This is a genomic window from Amycolatopsis taiwanensis DSM 45107, assembly GCF_000519205.1.
GTDB lineage: Bacteria > Actinomycetota > Actinomycetes > Mycobacteriales > Pseudonocardiaceae > Amycolatopsis_E > Amycolatopsis_E taiwanensis.
This window is the reverse complement of sequence record NZ_JAFB01000030.1, coordinates 1-22,083: the sequence shown is the minus strand read 5'-3', so window position 1 is coordinate 22,083 and position 22,083 is coordinate 1. Positions and strand designations below refer to the sequence as shown.

The following is a 22,083-nucleotide window of genomic DNA, read 5'->3' as shown; positions in this document are numbered from 1 at the left end:
CCTGCTCGCCGCAACTCGGCACCGCACTGCTCACCTCGTGACCTCGGCGGTGTGGTCGTTGAGCATCCCGCGCTGGCTGGCCAGTTCCGCCAGCGCGACGATGACCTGGTCGATGTTCAGTTCCGAGGTGTCCACGTGCACGGCATCCTCGGCCGGCCGCAGCGGCGAGGTGACGCGGGAGGAGTCCAGCCGGTCGCGGCGGTCCACCGAGGCGAGCACGTCGGCGTGCGTGGTGTCACGCCCGGCGGCGGAATCCTGCGCCCTGCGCCGCGCGGCGCGGATCTCCGGGGACGCGGTCAGGTAGATCTTCAACGGCGCGTCCGGCGCGACGACGGTGCCGATGTCGCGCCCCTCGACCACGATGCCGCCGATTTCCGCCAGCAACTCGTCGATGACCTTCCGTTGCCGCGTCACCAGCAGTTCGCGCACCGCGGGCACCGCCGACACCGCGGAGACATCTTGATTGATGTCGCGTCCGCGGATGGCCGCGGTGACGTCTTCACCGGCGAGCGTCACCGACGGACGGTCGGGCCGGGTGCCGATGGTGAACTCCATGTCGGCTGCGACGGCGGCCACGCGGACCGAGTCCGCCGGGTCCACACCCGCGCGCAACACCGCCAGTGTGACCACGCGGTACATCGCACCGGTGTCGAGATATCCGGCGCTGAGCCGGTCGGCAAGCTTGCGGGCCACCGTGGTCTTCCCGGTTCCCGACGGACCGTCCAGCGCGACTACGCCACGTAGGGCTCCCGCCACCGATATTCTCCTTGCCTGCGACCCCGGGTACCTGCAGTGTTCAATTCTGCCTGGCCCGCGACGACGGGATCGCACCGGGACCGCGCGCACGTCGCCCCGACCCAGTCTTCGAACTCCTTGAACAGGTTCAGCTCGGCAGGTCGGCCAGGACGGCGAGGATCGGCTCTCCGTACTTGGCGAGCTTGTTCTCGCCGACGCCGCTGATCCCGCTGAGCTCCGCGAGCGTCGACGGACGCTCGGTGGCGATCTGGCGCAACGTGGCGTCGTGGAAGATCACATACGCGGGGACGCCCTGTTCCTTGGCGGTCGCCGCGCGCCACGCACGGAGCTGCTCGAAGACCGGAGCGGCCTCGGCGGGCATGTCCACAGCGGCCTTCGCGGTGCCGTTGGCACCGGCCTTGGTGGCCTTGGCCGCACGCGGCTCGCGTTTCGGCTCCCGCCGCAGGCGGACTTCGCGGCGGCGGCCCAGCACCTCCGCGCTCGCGTCGGTGAGCACGAGGGTGCCGTAGTCGCCCTCGACCGTCAGCAAGCCCTGGGCCAGTAACTGCCGCACCACGCCGCGCCACTCGCTCTCGGACAGTTCGGTGCCGATCCCGAACACCGTCAGCGAATCGTGGCCGAACTGCGTGACCTTGGCCGTCGTCCGGCCGAGCAGGATGTCGATGACCTGGCCGGCACCGAACTTCTGCCGCCGCTCGTGCTGCAGGCGATACACAGTGGACAGAAGTTTCTGCGCGGCGATCGTGCCGTCCCAGGACTCCGGCGGCGCCAGGCAGGTGTCACAGTTGCCACACGGTGCGGCCTGTTCACCGAAGTAGTTCAGCAGCTGCACCCGGCGGCATTCCACCGTCTCGCACAGGGCCAGCATCGCGTCCAACTGGCGGCCGGCCTGCCGTCGGTGGGCCGCGTCGCCGTCGGAACCGTCGATCAGTTTCCGTTGCTGCACAACGTCTTGCAGCCCGTAGGCCAGCCACGCGGTGGACGGCAGGCCGTCCCGGCCCGCGCGGCCGGTCTCCTGGTAGTAGCCCTCGACGGACTTGGGCAGGTCGAGGTGCGCCACGAACCGCACATCCGGCTTGTCGATGCCCATGCCGAAGGCGATCGTCGCGACCACCACCAGCCCCTCTTCACGCAGGAACCGCGCCTGGTTCGCCGCACGGGTCGCCGCGTCGAGCCCGGCGTGGTAGGGCACCGCCGCGATCCCGTTCTGCACCAGGAATTCCGCGGTCTTGTCCACCGAAGACCGGGTCAGGCAGTAGACGATCCCGGAGTCGCCGGCGTGTTCGGTGCGCAGCAGGTCGAGCAGCTGGCGGGTGGGACTGTTCTTGGGCACGATCCGGTACTGGATGTTGGGCCGGTCGAAGCTCGCCACGAAATGCCGGGCCTCGCCGAGGTTGAGCCGCTGCGCGATCTCCGTGCGGGTCCGGCTGGTCGCGGTCGCGGTGAGCGCGATCCGCGGCACGGTGGGCCAGCGCTCGTGCAGGTCGGACAGCCCCAGGTAGTCCGGCCGGAAGTCGTGGCCCCACTGGGAAACGCAGTGTGCCTCGTCGATCGCGAACAGTGAGACCTTGCCGCGGTCGAGCAGGTTCACTGTGGACTCCACCCGCAACCGCTCCGGCGCGAGGTAGAGCAGGTCCAGCTCCCCGGCCAGGAACGCGGTCTCGACCGCCCGCCGCTGGCCGAAATCCTGGGTCGAGTTCAGGAACCCGGCCCGCACGCCCTGCGCCAGCAGCGCGTCCACCTGGTCCTGCATCAGCGCGATGAGCGGCGAGACCACCACGCCGGTGCCGGGTCGCACCAGCGCGGGAACCTGGTAGCACAACGACTTTCCGCCGCCGGTGGGCATCAGCACGAGCGCGTCCCCGCCGCCGATGATGTGCTCGACGATCGCCTCCTGTTCGCCACGGAAGGCGTCGTAGCCGAACACGCGGCGCAGCACCGCCACCGCCTCGGAGGTCGTCTCGAGGGAACTCACCGGGCGATAGTAGGGGAAATCACCGACAGTTCCACACAAGCCCCGCCGTGGCCAGGTGGTGTTTCAAAGCGGCGGAGCCGCTTGCGGTGGGCCGTCAGCCTGCACCGCCGCGGGTTCTGAGGTGGTTTCTCGCGAGGACAGCGCCGACGTGGTGAATTGGACATTCATGAGGAGGCGATCCCGGAGCGAGAAACCACCTCAGGTTCCGCTACCCGCACCGCCACGCAAACTGAGTGTCATAACAGTCTCTAGAGTTTCACCAGGCGGTAGAGGCCTCCTACCTCCTGCCGGGTCAGCCTGCGCAGCGAACCGGGCTTGCCCTTGCCGAGCTGCACGTCGCCGATCGCGGTGCGCACCAGCTTCCGCACCGGGAACCCGGCCTCGGCAAGCAGCCGCCGGACGATGTGCTTGCGCCCCTCGTGCAGCACCACCTCGACGAGGGTCTGCCCGCTGTAGACGTCCTTGACCCGGAACTCGTCGACCTTCACCGGGCCGTCGTCGAGTTCGATCCCGGTCCGCAACTGCCGGCCCAGCCCGCGCGGCACCGTGCCGTCCACTTCGGCCAGGTACGTCTTCGTAACGTGGTAGGACGGGTGCATGAGCCGGTGCGCCAGGTCGCCGTCATTGGTCAGCAGCAGCAGGCCCTCGGTTTCGGCGTCCAGCCGGCCGACGTGGAACAGGCGCTGGGCCCGGTCCCGCACGTAGTCGCCGACGCATGGCCGCCCCTGGTCGTCGGTCATCGTGCTGTGCACGCCGCGCGGCTTGTTCAGCGCCAGGTACACCAGGTCCTCGCGCAGGATCACGCGCGTGCCGTCCACGTGGATCACCGCGCGGTCCGGGTCGACGCGGACGCCGAACTCGCGCACGGTCCGCCCGTCCACGCTCACCCGGCCCTGCGCGATCAGCTCCTCGGCCGCGCGCCGGGAAGCCACGCCCGCCTTCGAAAGCACCTTCTGCAGGCGGACGCCTTCGGCGGTGTCAGTGCTTGTTTCAGAACCCGCCCACCCGGACGGCGGGTTCGACGACTCACCTCGACCACGGACCTGGCGGTTCCGGGTCCGGTTCTCAGATTCAGATGTCATCGATGGCGTCCACTTCCGGTAGCAGGGGGGCGATCGGGGGGAGGTCGTTCAGCGACGACAGCCCGAGCCGCTCCAGGAACAACTCAGTCGTCATATACAGGGTGCCACCGGTCTCGCTGTCGGTCCCGGCCTCCTCGATGAGCCCGCGCGCCAGCAGGGTCCGGATCACGCCGTCCACGTTCACGCCCCGCACGGCCGCGACCCGGGACCGAGTGACCGGCTGGCGGTAGGCGATCACCGCGAGGGTCTCCAGCGCCGCCCTGGTGAGCTTGGACCGCTGACCGTCCAGGAGCAGCTTCTCCACGAACGGGGCGTAGACGTCCCGCGTGTAGAACCGCCAGCCCTCGCCGACCCGCCGCAGGTCGATCCCGCTGGCACGCTCGGCCAGCCGGGCGGACATGGCGCGCAACGTCTCGGTCACCCGGGCCACGGGCACGTCCACGGCCCCGGCCAGGGACTCCTCGTTCACCGGCGAGTCCACCACCAGCAGCAGCGCCTCCAACGCGGCTTCCAGCGCGGAATCGCCGGTCAGATCCGGCGAACCCCCCACCGCGACCAGCTCGCCGGCCTCGGCGTCCTCAGGGTCTGTTTCGGGTTCCGGCGCCGGGTCCAGATCGACCGGTTCTTCGGGACTCACCCGTACTCCTCTTCCTCGTCGGCGGCGGGATCCCCTGCCGCCGCAGCGGCCTCCCTGGCCTGGTCGACGGACCCGCCCGTCCACCGCACGGTCAGCACGCCCAGTGCCTCGTCCTGGTCGAACTGCACGCTCGCCTCGCGGTAGAGCTCCAGCAGCGCCAGGAACCTCGCCACCACCTCGATGGTGTGACCGCAGTCGCTGACGAGCTCGGCGAACGTCGCGGTGCCGGTCTCGGCGAGCCGCACGCGCAGCAGGGCCGCGTGCTCTCGGACCGAGACGCGGCCCATGTGCAGGTGATCCAGCGACACGGTCGGCGGCGGCTTCGGCCGGAACACCGCCAGCGCGATCTCGGCGAACTTCGCCGTGTCGACCCCGAGCATCACCTCGGGCAGCAGGCCGATGTACCGCTCCTCCAACGCCACCGACCGCGGGTACCGCCGCAGCGCGCCTGCCTCCAGCTCCGCGAACAGCTCGGCGACCTGCTTGTAGGCGCGGTACTGCAGCACCCGCGCGAACAGCAGGTCCCTGGCTTCCAGCAGAGCGAGGTCGTCCTCGTCCTCCACCTCGGCCGCGGGCAGCAGCCGGGCCGCCTTCAGGTCGAGCAGGGTCGCGGCGATGACCAGGAACTCGGTGGTCTCGTCGAGGTCCCAGTCTGCGCCCAGCGCCCGCGTGTGGGCGATGAAGTCGTCGGTGACCTGGTGCAGCGCGACCTCGGTGACGTCGAGCTGGTGCTGCGAGATCAGCTGCAGCAGCAGGTCGAACGGTCCCTCGAAGTTGGCCAGCCGGACCTTGAACTTCGTGGACGAGCCCTCTTCGGTCGCGGGCTCGGTCACTGTCCGGAGGCTTCCTCGGTGGCCTCGAGCGCAAGACCGTCCGCGCGCAGCCGCTGCATCAGCACCGAGTCCGGCCCGTGCTGCTCGAAGTCGGCCAGCAGCACGGCCACCGCCTCGCGCACCAGCCGGCCGCGATCGACGACCATGCCGTAGGTGGCGCGCAACGCCAGCCGCGCCTGCTCCATTGCGACGAGCTCGTCACCGGAGAGGTACACGGTGATCTTCGTATCGTGCTTCTGGCGCCCTGTGCTGCCACGGACCGACGAGCTGCGCTGTAGTTGCTCCTTCTGCCCGGTGTGGGCAGCCGGCTCCGGGGTGCTGGTGAGGCGGAACAGTTCGGCGGTCGGGGGCAGCGATGCTCGCCTGCTCACCGGGCGATCACCTCGCGGGCCAGCGCGCGGTAGGCGAGGGCGCCGGCCGACTTCGGTGCCCAGCGGGTGATCGGCTCGCCGGCGACGGTGGTCTCCGGGAAGCGCACGGTCCGGTTGATCACCGTGTCGAACACGGTGTCGCCGAATGCCTCCACCACCCGCGCCATGACCTCCCGTGAGTGCAGCGTCCTGGGATCGAACATGGTGGCCAGTATGCCGGTGATGTCCAGTTTGGGGTTCAAGCGCTCGCGTACCTTCTCGATCGTGTCGATCAACAGGGCCACGCCACGCAAGCTGAAGAATTCACACTCCAGCGGGATGAGCACGCCGTCCGCGGCGGTGAGCGCGTTCACCGTGAGCAACCCGAGCGATGGCTGGCAATCGACCAGAACATAGTCGTACCCGCTCATCACCGGGTGCAGCACCCGCATCAACGTGTGCTCGCGACCCACCTCGGCCACCAGCTGCACCTCGGCCGCGGACAGGTCGATGTTGCTCGGCAGCAGGTCCACGCCGTCCATTTTGGTCTTCAGCAGGACGTCGGAGGCGGTAACGGCGCGTTCCATGATCGCGTTGTAGATGGTCTGCTCCAGCTCGTGCGGCTGGATGCCCAGCCCCACCGAGAGCGCGCCCTGCGGATCGAAGTCGACCAGCAGCACACGGCGGCCGTACTCGGCCAGCGCGGCGCCAAGGTTGATGGTCGAGGTGGTCTTGCCCACCCCGCCCTTCTGGTTGCAGATCGCCAGCACCGTCGCCGGACCGCGCCGGTCGACCGGCGGCGGCTCGGGAATCTCCCGCAGCGGCCGCCCGGTCGGGCCGACCAGGCGCTTGCCGTTCACCTTCCCGCCGCCTGCCTCGGCGGCCTCCACGGCGGTCTCCACGGCGTCGGGCTCTCCCTCTGTCGCGATGGTCAGCTGGTGGAGGTTCGCGGCGGCCGACCTGGCCGCGACCGATCTGGCCGTGGGCTCCGGTGTCGACATAGGCGCGAACGCTCCTCAGCCGTTATTCGATATACGCGCCGAAGCCTATGCCGAGAGCCGTTTGTCGCCAAAGCGGCTCGCCGACGCCTGCCCGCTCAACCCAGCGCACGAGGATGCGCATGCGCATATATCTCACGCAGCGTGTTCACGGTCACCAGCGTGTACACCTGGGTCGTGGTCACCGAAGCATGTCCCAGCAGCTCCTGGACGACCCGCACATCGGCGCCCCCCTCCAGAAGATGGGTGGCAAAGGAGTGACGGAGCGTGTGCGGTGACACGCTCGCCGAGATTCCCGCCCGCTCGGCGTTCGTCTTGAGCACCTGCCACGCGCTCTGCCGGGACAGCCTGCTGCCGCGCGCGTTCAGGAACAGCGCCGCGCTGCCGCGGCCGCGGCCGACCAGCGCCGGGCGGGCGCGTACCAGGTACGCATCCAGCGCCGCCAGCGCGGGTTTGCCGATCGGGACCAGCCGCTGCTTGCCGCCCTTGCCGTCCAGCAGCACGGTGCGCTCGCCCGAGTCCACGTCGTCGAGGTCGAGCCCGACGGCCTCGGAGATCCGCGCGCCGGTCGAGTACAGCAACTCCAGCAGGGCCCGGTCTCGCAGGGCGCGTTCGCCCCCCTTACCGGCTGCCGCCGGCATGTTCAGCAAGCGCAGCACGTCGTCCACGGGCAGCGCCTTGGGCAGCCGCCGGCCCGTGGTGGGCGGGCGCACCTCGCGGGCCGGGTCCTCGTCGGTGATGCCTTCCAGGTGCGCGAACCGGTGCAGCCCGCGCACGGCCACGAGTGCCCGCGCCGCCGACGACACGGCCAGCGGGGGATGCTCGTCGTCGCCCTCGCGCAGGGCCGCGCCGAACGCCGCCACCTCGGCCTCGGTGACCCGGCGGAAGTCGGTGACCTCCGCGCGCGCCAGGTGCTCGGCATAGCGGCGGAGGTCACGGGCGTAGCTCTCCAACGTGTTACGCGCCGTGCCCCGCTCCACCGAGAGGTGGTCGAGGTAGGCCATGACCACCTGCGTCATCGGCACACCCGCGTTCGGCACGGGGCCACTGTATCCCTGGCCGGCCCGCGCCCGGCCGAGACTCGATCATGTGCCGGCCCTGCCGTCCCGGGGTGCCGCCCCGGACCCTGCCTGGGGCTCACCCCCAGACCCCCTTCACCGCCTTTTGCGGCGGGCAAAGGTATCAGGGCGGTCCGGCCACGGCGCGTCGGCGGGACGAGCCTGCCCGGTTCCGGTCAGCACGGTGTGCGCGGCGAGCACGCCGGCGACGGTGGATGAGTTCACCAGCTCGCCCGACAGGGCCATCCGCACCGCCTGCGCCAACGGAACCTTGTGCACCACCAGGTCGGCCTCTTCGTCGTCGGCCGGGAGTTCGCGGGGCACCTCGGCCAGATCCCGGGCGAGGAAGACCCGTACCACCTCGTCGGTGAACCCGGGCGAGGCCGCGGTGTCGACCAGCACGTCCCACCGCCGGGCGGTGAGCCCGGCCTCCTCCATCAGCTCGCGGCGTGCCGAGTCGAGGGGCACCTCGCCGTCCACGTCGAGCAGGCCGGCGGGCAGCTCCCACAGGCGGCCGCCCAGCGGGTGCCGGTACTGGTGGATCAGCGTGATCGCGCCGTCGTCGTCCACCGCCGCGATCGCCACCGCGCCGAGGTGCTCGACCACCTCACGCTTGGCGACCGAGCCGTCCGGCATCACCACGTCGTCGACGCGCAGTGCCACCACCCGTCCGACGTGAAGGTCCTTTGTGGACACGACCCGGAAGTCGTGCCGTGTTTCTTCGCGACTTTGCGCGCGACTCACCGGCCCCTCCGTCGCGCTCACCGGACCCCCGTCGGCTCGGGCAGCTCCACCGGAAGCCGGTCCGCCGTGCGGTACCGCACCGCCGCGTTGATGAACGCGTCGAACAGCGGATGCGGCCGGGTGGGCCGGCTCTTCAGCTCCGGATGTGCCTGCGTGCCCACGAAGAACGGGTGCTTGTCCTCCGGCAGCTCGACGAACTCCACCAGGCGGTCGTCCGGCGAGGTGCCGGAGAACACCAGCCCGGCCTCGGCGAGCCGGGCGCGGTAGGCGTTGTTGACCTCGTAGCGGTGCCGGTGCCGCTCGGACACCTCGGTGGTGCCGTACGCCTTGGCCACCTGTGATCCGGACAGCAGCTTCGCCGGGTACGCGCCCAGCCGCATGGTGCCACCCATGTCGCGCTCCCCCGCGATGACGTCCATCTGGTCGGCCATCGTGGAGATCACCGGATGCGGCGTGGTCTCGTCGAACTCGGCCGAGTTCGCGCCGGTGAGCCCGGCCAGGTTCTGCGCCGCCTCGATCACCATGCACTGCAGGCCCAGACACAGGCCCAGCACCGGGATCCCGCGCGTGCGCGCGTAGGTGATGGCACCGATCTTGCCCTCGATCCCCCGCACACCGAAGCCGCCCGGCACCAGCACACCATCCACTCCGGACAGTGCCGCGGCCGCCCCGGCGGGCGTGGTGGCGCGGTCGGAGGCGATCCAGACGATCTCCACCTTCGCGCGGTGGGCGAACCCGCCCGCGCGCAGCGCCTCGGTCACCGACAGGTAGGCGTCGGGCAGGTCGATGTACTTGCCGACGAGCGCGATCCGCACGGTCTCGGCAGGGTTGTGCACGCGGTCGAGCAGGTCACCCCACACCGTCCAGTCGACATCCCGGAACGGCAGGTCCAGGCGCCGCACCACATACGCGTCGAGCGCTTCGGAATGCAGCACCCGGGGAATGTCGTAAATGGACGGCGCGTCCGGGCAGGCCACCACGGCCTCGGTGTCCACGTCGCACATGAGCCCGATCTTGCGCTTGAGCTCGTCGGGCAGATCGCGGTCGGCCCGGCAGACCAGCGCGTCGGGCTGGATACCGATGTTGCGCAGCGCCGCGACCGAATGCTGGGTGGGCTTGGTCTTCAACTCGCCGGAGGGCGCGAGGTAGGGCACGAGCGACACGTGCAGGAAGAAGCAGTTGTCGCGGCCGATCTCGTGCCGAACCTGCCGGCACGCCTCCAGGAACGGCAGCGACTCGATGTCGCCGACCGTGCCGCCGACCTCGGTGATCACCACGTCGGGTCGCCGCCCGGTCCCGTCGGAGGAGGCCACGGCCATGATGCGCCGCTTGATCTCGTCGGTGATGTGCGGGATGACCTGGACGGTATCGCCGAGATACTCGCCACGTCGCTCCTTGGCGATCACCTCCGAGTAGACCTGACCGGTGGTCACGTTCGCCGATCCGGACAGGTCGCGGTCGAGGAAGCGTTCGTAATGCCCGATGTCCAGGTCGGTCTCGGCGCCGTCCTCGGTGACGAACACCTCACCGTGCTGGAACGGGTTCATGGTGCCCGGATCCACGTTGAGATAAGGATCCAGTTTCTGCATCGTGACGCGGAGGCCACGCGCGGTAAGAAGCTGACCGAGGCTGGAAGCCGTGAGTCCCTTACCCAGAGAGGAGGCGACGCCCCCGGTGACGAAGACGTACTTTGCGGTGCGCGGCTGAAGTCCCACGGGCTTCCACCCTATCGCACCTGGTACGCGGCGGCCCGCAAGCCATGCTTGGCTAGTCGTGTCACACCTGTGGCAGAAAGAACCGAACGCGTGGCAACAGGCACCGAACAAGGAAGAAGGCGATGTTGATGTGGACTGCACCCGGCGCGTCCGGACCTCTCGACGCGACGGTGGAGATCCCGGGGTCCAAATCGATCACCAACCGGGCCTACGTGCTCGCGGCGCTGTCGAGCGGTCCGACCCTGGTGCGTGCGCCCCTGGACTCCAGGGACGCCGGGCTGATGCTCGGCGCCCTGTCGGCGCTGGGCGCCACCCACGAAACGACCGAAGACGGCGTCGTGGTGCAACCGCTGGCCCGCAGTTCGGCCGAACCTGCCTCGGTGGTGCTGGGCAACGCCGGGACGGTCGCGCGGTTCACCCCAGCGCTGGCCGGGCTGGGCTCGGCCCTGGTGCACTTCGACGGTGACGAGGCGATCCGGCAGCGCCCGATCTCGCCGCTGCTGGTGGCGTTGCGGGAGTTGGGCGCGGACATCGACGACGGCGGCCGTGGCGCCCCGCCGTTCACCGTGCGCGGGCACGGCGGTATTGCGGGCGGCAAGGTCGAGCTGGACTCCAGCGCGTCCAGCCAGTTCCTGTCCGCCCTGCTGCTCGCCGGCCCGGCCTTCGACTCCGGTGTGACCGTGCGGCTGGTCGGCCAGGCGCCGCCGAGCGAACCGCACATCGCGATGACCCTGGACCTGCTGCGCCGGTTCGGTGCGAGCCCGGAGCGCGACGGCCACGAGTTCCACGTCGCGCCCACCGCTCTGTCGTGCCCGGAATACCGGGTCGAACCGGACCTGTCGACGGCCGCGCCGTTCGTCCTCGCCCCGGTGCTGGCCGGCGGGACGGTCCGCGTTCGGCGCTGGCCCGGCGCGTCGACCCAGCCGGGCGACTGGCTGCGCACCCTGCTTACCGACCTGGGCCAGCGGGTGGAGCTGGATTCCACCGGGCTGACCGTGACCGGCACCGGCAGCCTGCCCGGAGCCGAACTGGACCTGCACGAGGTCGGCGAGCTGACCCCGGTGATCGCCGCCCTGCTCTGCTTCGCCGACGGTCCCTCGGTCATCTCCGGGGTGGCGCACCTGCGGGGCCACGAGACCGACCGGCTCGCCGCGCTGGCCACCGAGCTTTCCGCGCTGGGCGGGCAGGTCAGCGAAACCGAGGACGGCCTGCGCATCACCCCGGTGCCCCTGCACGGCGGGGTGTTCCACACCTACGACGACCACCGCCTGGTGATGGCCGCAGCGGTGCTGGCCCTGCGCGTGCCCGGCATCGAGGTGGAAAACGCCGCCACGGTCGGCAAGACGTTCCCCGGTTTCGTGGACGCCTGGACCGGGATGGTCGCGCCCCGCTAGCGTTCGCGGCGGAAGTTGACCCCAGGACTGGTGGAGGACGAGGTGGCTGAACGCCGTTTCCGGTTCGGGCTGGTCGCCGCGCCGACGGCGTCGGCGAAGGAATGGACGGAGCTGGCCCGGCGCGCGGAAGGCATGGGCTTTTCCACCCTCCTGATGCCGGACGCGCGCCGGCTGCCCTCGTCGTTCCCCGCGCTGACGCTGGCCGCGGCGAATACCGAAACGCTGCGCGTCGGCAACTTCGTGCTCGCCGCGCCGCTGCGCTCTCCGCAGTCGATCGCCTGGGACACGGCCACGCTCGACCAGTTCTCGCACGGCCGGTTCGAACTCGGGCTGGGTGCGGGACGTCCCGACGCCGAGGGTGACGCCCACATACTCGGCGTGCCGTTCGGCACGCCGGGCGAGCGGGTGCGACGGGTCGCCGAGACCATCGAAACGGTGCGCGGCATGTTCGACGACGCGGCCGGCGGGAACGAGGAACTGCGCGCCTACCGGCCGGTCCAGCGGCCCGCGCCGCCGATCATGGTCGCCGGAAGCGGGAACCGGCTGCTGTCCATCGCTGCCCGGCAGGCCGACATCGTGGCGATCGGCGCCGGTCTGGAACCGAATCTGCGGGAAAAGGTCGGGTTCATTCGCGAGACGGCCGGCGACCGTTTCGACGACCTGGAACTCAGCTTGAACGTCTTCGCCATCGGAGACGGGGAACTGCCGCCGTGGATCCGGAACTTCGGCCTCGACCCCACCCTGGCCGTCGAGAACCGGCTTCTCTCGGTGCTCAACGGCGACACCGCGACAGCGATCGATGTGCTGAGGCGGCGGCGCGACCAGTTCGAGACGTCCTACATCACCATCAACGCCTTCGCCCTGGAGGCCGCGGCCCCGATCGTCGAGCAGCTCGCCGGTCGCTAGCGGGCCTGCGAGCTCCTCGACCGGCCCAGCACACCGACCATCAGCCGCTTTCCACGGTGAGGACTTAGCGACCGGACATGCCAGGAGCCGGAGCCTGCGCGTTCCCCACGACGCCGTACCTGCCCGCCTTGCCATCGAGCTGTTCGGCGAGCGCCAGGATCACCGCGATCCGGCCCGCCGCGGTGTCCACGTCATCCACAGTGGACAGCGTCGAGGGGGCCGAGGTGTCGGCCCGCGCGAAGCCGATCGCCCCGTTTCCGGATGCCGACGCCGGGTCTCCGGCGAGCACCGCGCCCGCGCCGGACCGCTCGATTTGGGCGGCGAAGCGGGCCAGCGTCGCGGCCCGGTCGCCCTGGTGGTCGCCGCCCGGTTGACCGCCGGTGAGCACCACGGCGAGCTGACCGGGGCCGAGGTTCGAACTCGCCCGGACGAAGCCCCCGGCGGTGAGGCCGGAGATCGTGGCGGCCAACTCGTCGGCCGAGGACTGCGGCTGTGCGGTGCCCTTGTCCAGCACCAGCACCGAGCCGATGAGCGCACCGGCCAGCGTGCCCGGATCGCCGACGGTGGGAAAGGTCGCACCAGCCGGCTGCAGGCGGATGGCCAACTGCCGCAACTGGTCGGAGCCGGCCGGATCGGTGAACGCGCCGGTCAGGTGAAGCTCACCGCTGACCGTCGCGCCGGCCTGCCGGATCAGCTGCTCGAGCGCGTCCCGGTCGGCGGGCCCGGCGTCGTCGGTGGTGATCACCAGCACCGATCGCTGGTCGAGCAGCCCCGCGACGATCTTCGGCCCGACCGAACCGGCGAAGGCGTCGGCGTTGGCCAGCCGGGCGGTCAGGGCGTTGCGCTGAGCCTGCAGGTCCGACACCTGGACGGCCAGCTTTCCCTTCTCGTCGGACAACCCGGACAATAGGGTTCCGCTCAACGCGGTCGAACCGAGCACCACCCCCAGTGCCAGGGCCAGGAAGACCGCCGTCAGGGAGACGACGTGGTACCGCAGCGAGATCACCCGAAGATCCCCTTGAGCCAGGCGACAACGGAATGCCAGGCGGAGCTCACCCAGGTGAAGAAGGCGTCGCCGGCCCCGGACAGCAGCAGGGCCGCGCTGGCCACCACCGCGGCGGCCAGCACCAGCAGCAGCACCAGGCCCAGCGAGATGTGGTTGCGGTGCAGGGCGGCGACCGCCCTGCCGTCCACGAGTTTCGTGCCGAGCTTGAGCCGGGTGAGGAACGTCGACGGGTTGGAGCCGGATCTGCCGTGGTCGAGGAATTCCCGCAGGGTGGCCTGGGCGCCGACGGTGACCACCAGACGCGCCTGGTGGGCGTCCGCGATGAGCAGCGCGAGATCCTCGGCGTTGCACGAGGCCGGGAAGGTCACCGCGCCGATCCCGAGGTCCTGGATCCGGGCGATGCCGGGGGCGTGGCCGTCGGGCTGGGCGGGCACGACCACTTCCCCGCTCGATTTGAGCGTGTCGGCGTCGATGCCGTTCGGATCGCCGACGATGATGTCCGGCCGGTATCCCCGCGCGCGCAGGGTTTCCGCGCCGGCCTCCACGCCGACGAGCACCGGGCGATGCTCGGAGATGTACTTCTTGAGCGCCTTGAGGTCGGCCGCGTGCCCCGGGCCCGGGGCGACCACGAGCATGTGGCGGTCACGCAGCTCCACCCGGACGTTGGGCACCCCGACACCGTCGAGGATGAGGGTCCGCTCGCGGCGCAGGAACTCGATCGTGTTGGCGCAGAAGGCCTCCAGCTGGGTCGACATCCCGGCCTTGGCCTCGATCATCTGGTCGGCGACGCGGTCGGAGTTCTGCTCGGTGCCCTCGGCGATCGGCCGCTCGCCCTGGAAGACCACACCCTTGTGCACCCGGATGCGGGCACCGTCCTTGATCCGCCGGAACACCTCGCCACCGACGTTGTCGACGAGCGGGATGCCCGCGGTCACCAGGATTTCCGGGCCCAGGTTGGGGAACCGGCCCGAAATCGACGGCGACGCGTTGACCACGGCCGCCACCCTGGCACCGACCAGCGCGTCGGCGGTCGCGCGGTCGAGGTCGATCTGGTCGAGCACCGCGATGTCACCGGGAGCGATCCGGCGCAGCAGGTGCTGGATCTGCTTGTCCACCCGGGCCACGCCGGTGATCCCGGGCAGTTGAGAGGTATTCCGCGCGAGCAACTTCATGCTGCCGATGGTGACAAATCGGAACAGGCCAGCACGGCCAACACGCGGGCCCACCCCACAGTATTTGAGGCCAGGTAGACCATCCGGGTTATCCCATTCACCCGGATCGGCGACGTTTCCTGCCTTCGGTCCCGGCCTTCTTCTTGTCTGCCTCGGCGGCGGCGAGCAGTTCCTCCGCGTGCGCGCGACCGGTCTCGGTCTCGTCCATGCCGGCGAGCATCCGGGCCAGCTCCTGCACCCGCTCGACGGCGTCCAGGGTCCGCACGTCGCTTCGGGTCACTCCCTTCGCGGTGCCCTTGTCGACCACCAGATGCCGGTCGGCGTAGGCGGCGACCTGCGGCAGGTGCGTGACCACCAGCACCTGGTGGCTGCGCGCGAGCCGCGCCAGCCGACGGCCCACCTCCACCGCCGCCCGGCCGCCGACCCCGGCGTCCACTTCGTCGAACACCAGCGTCTGCACCGTGTCCGCGTGGGCGAGCACCACTTCGATGGCGAGCATGACCCGGGACAGCTCGCCGCCCGAGGCGGCCTTGTGCACCGGCAGCGGCGGGGCGGCCGGATGCGCGCGCAGGAGCAGTTCGACGTCGTCGATGCCCTCGGCGCCGGCGTGTACCCGTTCACCGTCCACGAGAAGACCGTGCGGGTCCGTGGCGTCCGCCGGCCTCCGCCGCACCGTCACGTCGATCTCGGCCTGCCCCATGGCCAGGCCGGACAGCTCCCCGCTGATCGCGGCGGCGAGTTCGGCCGCCGCCTTCGCGCGGGCCGAGGAGAGCGTGGCGGCATGCTCGGCCAGCCGCCCGGCCAGCTCGTCCCGGCGGGTCGCGAGCTCGGCCAGCGCCTCCTCCGAAGTATCCATTGTGGACAAGCGTTGCCGGGCGTCCTCGGCCCAGGCGAGTACACCGTCCACGTCCGCCGCGTACTTACGGGTCAGCTTCTTGAGCTCGGCCTGGCGCGCCAGCGCCCGCTCCAGCCGCTCCGGGTCCGCGTCGAGGGCGTCCAGGTAGGCACCCAGTTCCGCGCCGACGTCGGACAGCAACACCGCCGCCTCCGCCAGCCGGGGCTCCATCGTTTGCAACACGGGATCCTCGGCGGCCGACAGCCGCCGGCGCGCCTCCCCCACCAGGCCGAGCGCGCCGGGCATGTCGGGGTCGGCGTCCGCCGCGCCGGACACCGCGGCCTGCGCCGCCCCCGCCGCGGCACGCAACTCGTCCACCGCGGCCAGGCGCTTGATCTCCGCGGACAGTTCGGTGTCCTCGCCCGGATGGGGGTCGACCGCCGCGATCTCGCCGAGACCGTGCCGCAACAGGTCCGCCTGCTGGGCGAGCTCGCGCGAGCGGCTCGACCGTTCCGCCAGCTCGGCGACCACCGCCTGCCATTCCTCCCGGACCGCGCGATAGTCGCGTAGCGGCCCCGCGACCGCGTCCATGGCGAACCGGTCGAGTACCTCACGTTGCTCCGCCGGGCGCAGCAGCCGCAGCTGGTCATTCTGGCCGTGCACGGCCAGCAGCCGGTCGGCCAGGTCGGACAGCACGCTCACCGGCACCGAACGGCCGCCCAGGTGCGCCCGCGAGCGCCCGTCCGCGCCCACCGACCGCATCGCGATCAGGCTGCCGTCCTCGTCGGTCTCGCCACCGGCGTCCGCGACGATCCGCGCGACGTGCTCGGCCAACACGCCTTCGAACCTGCCCTCGACGGTGGCCCGCCCGGTCCCGTTGCGGACCTTGGACGCCTCCGAGCGGCCGCCGGAGAGCAGGTGCAGACCACCGACCACCATCGACTTGCCCGCACCGGTCTCGCCGGTGACCACTGTGAAGCCCGGGTGCAGTTCGAGCAGGGCGTCCTCGATCACGCCCAGCCCTTGGATGCGCATCTCGGCCAGCACGGTCACCACCGTAGCGGCACCCGCCGACACTCGGGGAGAGGCAACGAAGATTGAACCGTGCTCAATCCTCGTGCCGGTGACGCCAGCTCTTCACCGGCAACGCGAACTTGTGCACCAGGCGGTCGGTGAACGGCCCCGGCCACAGGCGGGCCAGCCGCACCGGGACCCGGCCGGACACCACCTGGACGCGGGCGCCCTTCGGCAGCGCGATGTGGCGCAGACCATCGCAGCTGAGGACCGCGGACGAGCCGTTGGGGTCGATCGTCACGGTGATCACCGAGCCACGGGAGACCACCAGCGGCCGGGCGAACATCGCGTGCGCGTTGCTGGGCACCACCAGCAACGCCTCCACGTCCGGCCAGATGATCGGGCCGCCCGCGGAAAAGGCGTACGCGGTGGAGCCGGTCGGAGTCGCGCAAAGCACACCGTCACACCCGAACGCCGACACCGGACGGCCGTCGACCTCGAGCAGCACGTCCAGGATCCGCTCCCGCGAGCTCTTCTCCACGCTCGCCTCGTTGAGCGCCCACTCGGTGGCCACCAGCACGCCGTCGAGGGTCACGGTGACGTCCACCGTCATCCGTTCCTCGACCTGGTAGTCCCGCTCGACCACCCGGTGCACGGTCTCCTCCAGCGCGTCCGAATCGGCTTCGGTGAGGAAGCCGACCCGGCCCAGGTTGACCCCCAGCACCGGAACCCCGGCCGGGCGGGCCAGTTCCGCCGCGCGCAGCAGGGTGCCATCGCCACCGAGCACGAGCACCAGCTCCGCGCCCTTCGCGGGATGGTCGTGCGGGTCGACCAGCCGGCACAAGGTCTCCCCGGCACCGGTCTCGACGAGCTCACACACCTCTTCGTCGACGACGCGCAGGCCGATGCCCGCGTCGGCGAACCGGGTGGCGACCTTGTGTGCCGCCTCGCGAATGGCGTCCCGGTCGGGGTGCACGACGAGCAGCACCTCGCGGTCTGACATCACTGTGGTCCTTTCCCGACCGCGTCCCGGACCAGCGCCACCCGGTCCAGGGCGGACGGATCACGGCGCAACCAGACGAAGTATTCGACGTTGCCGGCCGGCCCGGGCAGCGGGCTGGCGACCACCCCGTGCGCGTACAGCCCGAGTTCCTCGGCGGCCGCCAGCACCGCCAGCACGGCCTCCGCCCGCAGCTCGGGATCCCGGACCACACCGCCGCTGCCGAGGCGGTCCTTGCCGACCTCGAACTGCGGTTTGACCATGGGCACCAGATCGGCGCCGGGCAGCGCACACGCCGCCAGCGCGGGCAGGACCAGGCGCAACGAGATGAACGACAGGTCGGCGACGACCAGATCCACGCCACCGCCGATCTGCTCGGGGGTGAGGTTTCGAACGTTCGTCTTGTCCAGCACGTCCACCCGGTCGTCGGTCCGCAGCCGCCAGTCGAGCAATCCGCGCCCGACGTCGACGGCCACCACGGTGCGGGCCCCCCGCCGCAGCAGGACATCGGTGAAACCGCCGGTCGAAGCGCCCGCGTCCAGGCATCGCCGGCCCGCCACGGGCAGCTCCGCGAACTCCGCCAGCGCGCCCAGCAGCTTGTGAGCACCGCGCGATGCCCAGCCCGGGTCGTCGCCGCCACGCACGACGATCGCGCTGTCGGCGGAAACCCCGGTCGCCGGCTTGCTCGCGATCATGCCCTGGACGGTCACCTTTCCCTCGCCGATCAGCGTGCTCGCATGCTCACGCGACCGCGCGAGGCCACGACGCACGAGCTCGGCGTCGAGGCGCGCCCTCCTGGGCATGTCAGACCTTGTCGATCGTGGATAGGGCAGCGGTCAGCTCGGTGTGCACCGTGTCGAACCGCTCGACATGTTCAGCGAGCGGCACGCCGTCGAGGCCGTCGAGCCCGGCCATCGCCGCGGTGATTCCCGCCTGCGGATCCGGTGGTTGCGGATTAACTTCTTCCTGCACCGTACAACGCTAACCGATCGCGCCGGGCTACCGCGCCAACCCCAGGTCCACCAGCGCGCTCCGGGCCTGCTCGTCCGCCGCGCGCACCGCGGTGACACCGGTTTCCCAGGCCGTGTGGCACAGGGCGCGCAGCAACTGGAGGCGGTCCGCGGAGCCGTTGGCGGAAACCATCAGGGCGTCGTCCCCGGCCAATACCCGCCAACCCGGCTTCGGGCCGATCAGCGACTGCTCTGCCGGGGTGGCAAGCCCGGACATGTCCGCCGCGAGGTAGCGAGGACGCGCGGTGGCGGGCGCGGCCAGCAGCGTCGCCGGTGTCGCGACACCGGTGAGCACCGCCAGGGAGTCGAGCCCGGCGGCGATCGCCCCGGCTATGTCGGTTTCCAGCCGATCGCCGACCACCAGGGCCCGGCGCCCGCCCGCCGAGGCCGCCGCCGTGGTGAACAGCGGGGCCTCCGGCTTGCCCGCGACCTCCGGCTCGGCACCGGTGGCGGCGCGCAACGCCGCCACCATGGAACCGTTGCCGGGCAACTCTCCCCGCTCGGTCGGCAAGGTGGCGTCCACGTTGGCGGCCACCCACAGCGCACCGGCTCGGATCGCCAGGCACGCCTCGGCCAGATCGCCCCAGCCGGTCTCGGTCCAGTGCCCCTGGACAACGGCGGCCACATCGTCGTCGGCCTTGCGGACGGGGCGCAGCCCGGCCGCTTCGACCTCGGCCTCCAGCGCCGGAGCGCCGACGATCAGCACGGCCGAGCCGGACGACAGGTGGTTCGCGAGAACCGTCGCCGCCGCCTGCGCGCTCGTGCTCACCTCGGCGGGCTCGGCGTCGATCCCGAACGCCCGCAGGTGCGCGACGACGTCTTCCGGGCCCTTGGAGGCGTTGTTGGTGACGAACCGAACGGCGACTTCCCGGCCACGCAGGGCACGCACGGTTTCCACCGCGCCGGGAACCGGCTCCGAGCCGCGGTACACCGTGCCGTCGAGGTCGAAAAGAACGGTGTCGTAGCAAGCGTGCAGCGGTGTGTGGTCCACGGCCGGTGTTTCGCCGACAGGATCAGGCATTCGACAACTCCGCGGCACGTTCGGCGGCGTCGGTTTCATCGTTCTCATCGGCTTCGGCGGCATGCAGGAACCACTTGACCGCCTCGTCCCGGCGGCCCGCCGCCGCGAGGTTGTCGGCGTAGGCGTAGAACAGCCGGGCGCTCCACGGCTCCCGGCTGGCCGGGTTCAGGTCCGGTCCCTGGAGTGAGACGACGGCGGCGTCGAGTTGGCCGAGGTCGCGGCGGGCGCCCGCGGCGACGATGCGGAGTTCGATCTCGACGTCGCGCGGCAGCCGCTGGGCCTTCGCCTCCTTGGCCAGATCAAGAGCGCGTTCGGGGCGTCCGAGCGCGCGCTCCGCGTCGGCGATCACCGCGATATGGCTGTCTGTCCGGGTCATGCGCCGAACCGCACGAAGCTCGGAAAGTGCTTCCGCCCAGTTGCCGGCATGGTAGGAGACCAGCCCCAGCGCTTCCCGCACGATCGGCACACGAGCGGCCTTCGCCTTGGCGTACCGGGCATGCTTCAGCGCGGCTTCGGGATCGGCGTCGACCAGTTCACCAGCGGCGACCAGATGCTTGCCGACGGTTTCGGCCAGTGCGCGGGGCAGCGTGCGCAGTTCCCGGCGAGCTTCCTCGTCGAGATCGGCGAAGTCGACGTCCTCCGGCAACTCCGGAGCCTCCAGCAACTGCTTGGCGAGCGACTCGTCGTCGAGCGGCAAGTTGTTCTTCTTGCGGCTGTCCCGTTTCGCCGCAGGCTCGCGGTCTTCCCGCCGTGACTCACGGCGTTCCCCGGGCGTGACGACGTTGGTTTCCCCGCCGGAATCCGCGTCGCGCGTTACTGCGGGCTCTTCCAGACGGTCACCGTCGGCGGGCCTGCCGGGCTCGACCTCGACGGGCTCCTCCAGGCTCTCGGCTTCGACCAGCTCGCCTGATGGCTCCGCGAAGTGTTCCTGTGGCCGATAGCTGTCCTCGTGCCGACGCCCCTCGCGGGCGCCCTCGGCGTGGCGCCGCTCGTCCCGTGTGGCGGAACGGCCTTCGTCGCGCGACGAGTACTCGCGCCCCTCGCGTCCCCGTGATCGATCGTCCCGGTGCGGCCGGTCACGCCGGTCGCCGTGGTAACCGTTGGCATGCCGCGTGTCCCGGGGGCCGCGGCTGTCGCCGCGACGGTCGCGGAAATCGCCTTCGCGGCCGCCCCGGAAGTCCTCGCGGCGGCGGGCGGCGGGAGCGTCATGCCGACGCTCGCCGCGGCCACCGGAGTAACCGCGGTCTTCGCGGGGCCGGTCCCGCCGATCGTTCCGGTCCGGGCCACGGCCGCGGTCGCCGGAGTAACCCCGGCTGTCCCGATTTTCCCGGTCGCCGCGGTAACCGCGGTCCTCTCGGCCACCCCGGTGCGCCCGGTCGTCCCGGTATCGACGATCGTCGCGGTAGCCGCGGTGGTCGCGCGGTTCGTCCCGATGACCACGACTGTCCCGATGACCACCCCGATCACCGCGATAGCCACGGTCATCACGGTGACTACGGTCATCACGGTGACCACGATCGTCGCGGTGACCACGGTCGTCGCGGTAATCACGATTGCCACGGTCGTCGCGGTAGCCGCCGCGACGATCATTGCGTGGTGCTGGGCGCCAGTCATCGCGCTGGCCACCGCTGCCGCGCCGGTCCGGGCGGAAGCCGCCCTCGCGGCGGTCACCTTGTGAAGCACCGCGGTCCCGGCCCTTGCCCCAGGGCTGCCGGTCCCGGTTCTCCCAGGACGGGCGGTCACCGCGACGTCCCTCGAATCCGCGCTCGTCCCGCGGCGAGAAGCCGCGGCGCGGCGAGTCGCCGCCCTGCCGGCCCTGCCGGTCGTAGCCGCCGGAACGGCCGCTGCCGCGGTCGTCGCGCCGCGGCCTTCCGGTGTTGCCACGGTTGTTGTCGAACTGGCGCGGCTTCCCGCTGGAGTAGCCGCGTTTGTCGCCCCGTTGAGCGCCCGAGCGACCCTGGCCGGAGCCTGAATCACGGCGGCGCGGGCGACCGGACGCGGCGTCGTCCGCTGAGTCGCGCCGACCGTACTCCGCCACCTGGTCCTCCTAGCGTGTGAGAGACGAAAAGATCGAAAAGTATCCGGACATGATTGAAGGGTCCGCTAGATTAGCCGGTTGGCCAGTCTAGCGGACCCTTCAGAAAGGGTGTTCGGCGGTGTCCTACTCTCCCACACTCTTTCGGGTGCAGTACCATCGGCGCTGGTGGGCTTAGCTTCCGGGTTCGGGATGGGTCCGGGCGTTTCCCTCACCGCTGTCACCACCGAAACTCTGTGAAACAACACACAGTGGTTGATCGTGTGTGGTGTTTCAGAGTTGTAGAGTGGATGCGTGAGCATGTTTGTGGGTAAGTCCTCGGCCTGTTAGTACCAGTCAACTCGTGAACACATTGCTGTGCTTCCATTTCTGGCCTATCAACCCGGTCGTCTTCCGGGGGCCTTACCCCACATTGGGGTGGGAGACCTCATCTTGGAACAGGCTTCCCGCTTAGATGCCTTCAGCGGTTATCCTTTCCGAACGTAGCTAACCAGCCGTGCCCCTGGCGGGACAACTGGCATACCAGAGGTTCGTCCGTCCCG

At 70.7% G+C, this 22,083-nt stretch carries 21 protein-coding genes and 2 rRNA genes; 3 read left to right on the top strand and 20 right to left on the bottom strand.

Annotated features, from left to right (window positions below; genetic code table 11):
* Nucleotides 1-30: 30 nt before the first annotated feature.
* The 10 genes from cmk to A3CU_RS0123500 all read right to left on the bottom strand — a co-directional run bounded on the left by cmk (nt 31) and on the right by A3CU_RS0123500 (nt 10,148).
* On the bottom strand, nt 31-756 hold the full coding sequence (gene cmk, locus A3CU_RS0123545; RefSeq protein ID WP_027944384.1) for a (d)CMP kinase: 726 nt from the start codon (nt 754-756) through the stop codon (nt 31-33).
* Nucleotides 757-883: 127 nt separating this feature from the next.
* Nucleotides 884-2,731, bottom strand: a complete 1,848-nt coding sequence (recQ, locus tag A3CU_RS0123540; RefSeq protein WP_027944383.1) for a DNA helicase RecQ — start codon at nt 2,729-2,731, stop codon at nt 884-886.
* 248 nt (nt 2,732-2,979) lie between these two features.
* Nucleotides 2,980-3,690 carry a pseudouridine synthase gene (locus tag A3CU_RS0123535; protein WP_027944382.1) on the bottom strand — a complete coding sequence of 237 codons (711 nt, stop codon included), beginning with the start codon at nt 3,688-3,690 and terminating at the stop codon, nt 2,980-2,982.
* Nucleotides 3,691-3,802: 112 nt separating this feature from the next.
* A complete protein-coding gene (gene scpB / locus A3CU_RS0123530) occupies nt 3,803-4,450 on the bottom strand; it encodes an SMC-Scp complex subunit ScpB (protein ID WP_027944381.1) in 648 nt (215 codons plus the stop codon).
* The gene (locus tag A3CU_RS0123525) at nt 4,447-5,283 is read right to left on the bottom strand and encodes a segregation and condensation protein A (RefSeq protein WP_027944380.1); all 837 of its coding nucleotides are present in this window, start codon (nt 5,281-5,283) and stop codon (nt 4,447-4,449) included. Before A3CU_RS0123525 ends, scpB begins: the two co-directional genes overlap by 4 nt.
* On the bottom strand, nt 5,280-5,654 hold the full coding sequence (locus A3CU_RS0123520; protein ID WP_027944379.1) for a hypothetical protein: 375 nt from the start codon (nt 5,652-5,654) through the stop codon (nt 5,280-5,282). The genes A3CU_RS0123525 and A3CU_RS0123520 overlap by 4 nt, the downstream gene beginning before the upstream one ends.
* Entirely contained in the window at nt 5,651-6,634 is a 984-nt protein-coding gene (locus A3CU_RS0123515) for a ParA family protein (protein WP_027944378.1), read from the bottom strand. Before A3CU_RS0123515 ends, A3CU_RS0123520 begins: the two co-directional genes overlap by 4 nt.
* A 95-nt stretch (nt 6,635-6,729) precedes the next feature.
* Nucleotides 6,730-7,650 carry a site-specific tyrosine recombinase XerD gene (xerD, locus tag A3CU_RS0123510; protein ID WP_084143642.1) on the bottom strand — a complete coding sequence of 307 codons (921 nt, stop codon included), beginning with the start codon at nt 7,648-7,650 and terminating at the stop codon, nt 6,730-6,732.
* 135 nt (nt 7,651-7,785) lie between these two features.
* On the bottom strand, nt 7,786-8,433 hold the full coding sequence (locus tag A3CU_RS0123505) for an NUDIX domain-containing protein (RefSeq protein ID WP_027944376.1): 648 nt from the start codon (nt 8,431-8,433) through the stop codon (nt 7,786-7,788).
* Between the two features lie 17 nt (nt 8,434-8,450).
* Complete coding sequence (locus tag A3CU_RS0123500; protein ID WP_027944375.1) at nt 8,451-10,148, bottom strand: CTP synthase; 1,698 nt, start codon at nt 10,146-10,148, stop codon at nt 8,451-8,453.
* Between the two features lie 122 nt (nt 10,149-10,270).
* Between A3CU_RS0123500 and aroA the strand changes: the two genes are divergently transcribed.
* Nucleotides 10,271-11,542 (top strand): 3-phosphoshikimate 1-carboxyvinyltransferase, encoded by a 1,272-nt coding sequence (aroA, locus tag A3CU_RS0123495; protein ID WP_027944374.1) that lies wholly within the window; start codon nt 10,271-10,273, stop codon nt 11,540-11,542.
* Nucleotides 11,543-11,584: 42 nt separating this feature from the next.
* Nucleotides 11,585-12,448 carry a TIGR03621 family F420-dependent LLM class oxidoreductase gene (locus tag A3CU_RS0123490; RefSeq protein WP_027944373.1) on the top strand — a complete coding sequence of 288 codons (864 nt, stop codon included), beginning with the start codon at nt 11,585-11,587 and terminating at the stop codon, nt 12,446-12,448.
* A 64-nt stretch (nt 12,449-12,512) separates the two neighbouring features.
* Here A3CU_RS0123490 and A3CU_RS0123485 read toward each other — a convergent pair whose 3' ends face one another.
* The 8 genes from A3CU_RS0123485 to A3CU_RS54020 all read right to left on the bottom strand — a co-directional run bounded on the left by A3CU_RS0123485 (nt 12,513) and on the right by A3CU_RS54020 (nt 20,203).
* A complete protein-coding gene (locus A3CU_RS0123485; RefSeq protein ID WP_027944372.1) occupies nt 12,513-13,454 on the bottom strand; it encodes a copper transporter in 942 nt (313 codons plus the stop codon).
* Nucleotides 13,451-14,626: a putative cytokinetic ring protein SteA gene (gene steA / locus A3CU_RS0123480; RefSeq protein WP_027944371.1), complete on the bottom strand. Its 1,176-nt coding sequence runs from the start codon at nt 14,624-14,626 to the stop codon at nt 13,451-13,453. The genes A3CU_RS0123485 and steA overlap by 4 nt, the downstream gene beginning before the upstream one ends.
* Before the next feature lie 97 nt (nt 14,627-14,723).
* On the bottom strand, nt 14,724-16,508 hold the full coding sequence (gene recN / locus A3CU_RS0123475; protein ID WP_027944370.1) for a DNA repair protein RecN: 1,785 nt from the start codon (nt 16,506-16,508) through the stop codon (nt 14,724-14,726).
* Between the two features lie 61 nt (nt 16,509-16,569).
* Nucleotides 16,570-17,478 carry an NAD kinase gene (locus A3CU_RS0123470; protein ID WP_043842263.1) on the bottom strand — a complete coding sequence of 303 codons (909 nt, stop codon included), beginning with the start codon at nt 17,476-17,478 and terminating at the stop codon, nt 16,570-16,572.
* A complete protein-coding gene (locus tag A3CU_RS0123465) occupies nt 17,478-18,278 on the bottom strand; it encodes a TlyA family RNA methyltransferase (protein ID WP_027944368.1) in 801 nt (266 codons plus the stop codon). Before A3CU_RS0123465 ends, A3CU_RS0123470 begins: the two co-directional genes overlap by 1 nt.
* Nucleotide 18,279: 1 nt before the next feature.
* Nucleotides 18,280-18,447, bottom strand: a complete 168-nt coding sequence (locus A3CU_RS53585) for a hypothetical protein (protein ID WP_169739679.1) — start codon at nt 18,445-18,447, stop codon at nt 18,280-18,282.
* Nucleotides 18,448-18,474: 27 nt separating this feature from the next.
* Nucleotides 18,475-19,506 carry an HAD-IIA family hydrolase gene (locus A3CU_RS0123455; protein WP_052372035.1) on the bottom strand — a complete coding sequence of 344 codons (1,032 nt, stop codon included), beginning with the start codon at nt 19,504-19,506 and terminating at the stop codon, nt 18,475-18,477.
* Entirely contained in the window at nt 19,499-20,203 is a 705-nt protein-coding gene (locus tag A3CU_RS54020; protein WP_084143634.1) for a tetratricopeptide repeat protein, read from the bottom strand. Before A3CU_RS54020 ends, A3CU_RS0123455 begins: the two co-directional genes overlap by 8 nt.
* A gap of 408 nt (nt 20,204-20,611) precedes the next feature.
* Here A3CU_RS54020 and A3CU_RS54015 point away from each other — a divergent pair, with 408 nt between their 5' ends.
* Complete coding sequence (locus A3CU_RS54015; RefSeq protein WP_156960516.1) at nt 20,612-21,184, top strand: hypothetical protein; 573 nt, start codon at nt 20,612-20,614, stop codon at nt 21,182-21,184.
* 470 nt (nt 21,185-21,654) lie between these two features.
* On the opposite strand, the gene rrf is transcribed toward A3CU_RS54015, so the two are convergent.
* Both rrf and A3CU_RS0123435 read right to left on the bottom strand, forming a co-directional pair.
* Nucleotides 21,655-21,772: ribosomal RNA gene (gene rrf, locus A3CU_RS0123440) — 5S ribosomal RNA — on the bottom strand.
* A 75-nt stretch (nt 21,773-21,847) separates the two neighbouring features.
* Nucleotides 21,848-22,083, bottom strand: a 23S ribosomal RNA gene (locus tag A3CU_RS0123435); the annotation flags it as partial.

Coding starts and splice junctions, on each gene's coding strand:
- A3CU_RS0123470 (WP_043842263.1), bottom strand. CDS start 17,478: ATGTCAGACCGCGAGGTGCTGCTCGTCGTGCACCCCGACCGGGACGCC.
- A3CU_RS0123465 (WP_027944368.1), bottom strand. CDS start 18,278: ATGCCCAGGAGGGCGCGCCTCGACGCCGAGCTCGTGCGTCGTGGCCTC.
- aroA (WP_027944374.1), top strand. CDS start 10,271: ATGTTGATGTGGACTGCACCCGGCGCGTCCGGACCTCTCGACGCGACG.
- xerD (WP_084143642.1), bottom strand. CDS start 7,650: ATGACGCAGGTGGTCATGGCCTACCTCGACCACCTCTCGGTGGAGCGG.
- steA (WP_027944371.1), bottom strand. CDS start 14,626: ATGAAGTTGCTCGCGCGGAATACCTCTCAACTGCCCGGGATCACCGGC.
- A3CU_RS54015 (WP_156960516.1), top strand. CDS start 20,612: ATGCCGCGTGTCCCGGGGGCCGCGGCTGTCGCCGCGACGGTCGCGGAA.
- A3CU_RS0123515 (WP_027944378.1), bottom strand. CDS start 6,634: ATGTCGACACCGGAGCCCACGGCCAGATCGGTCGCGGCCAGGTCGGCC.
- A3CU_RS0123455 (WP_052372035.1), bottom strand. CDS start 19,506: ATGCCTGATCCTGTCGGCGAAACACCGGCCGTGGACCACACACCGCTG.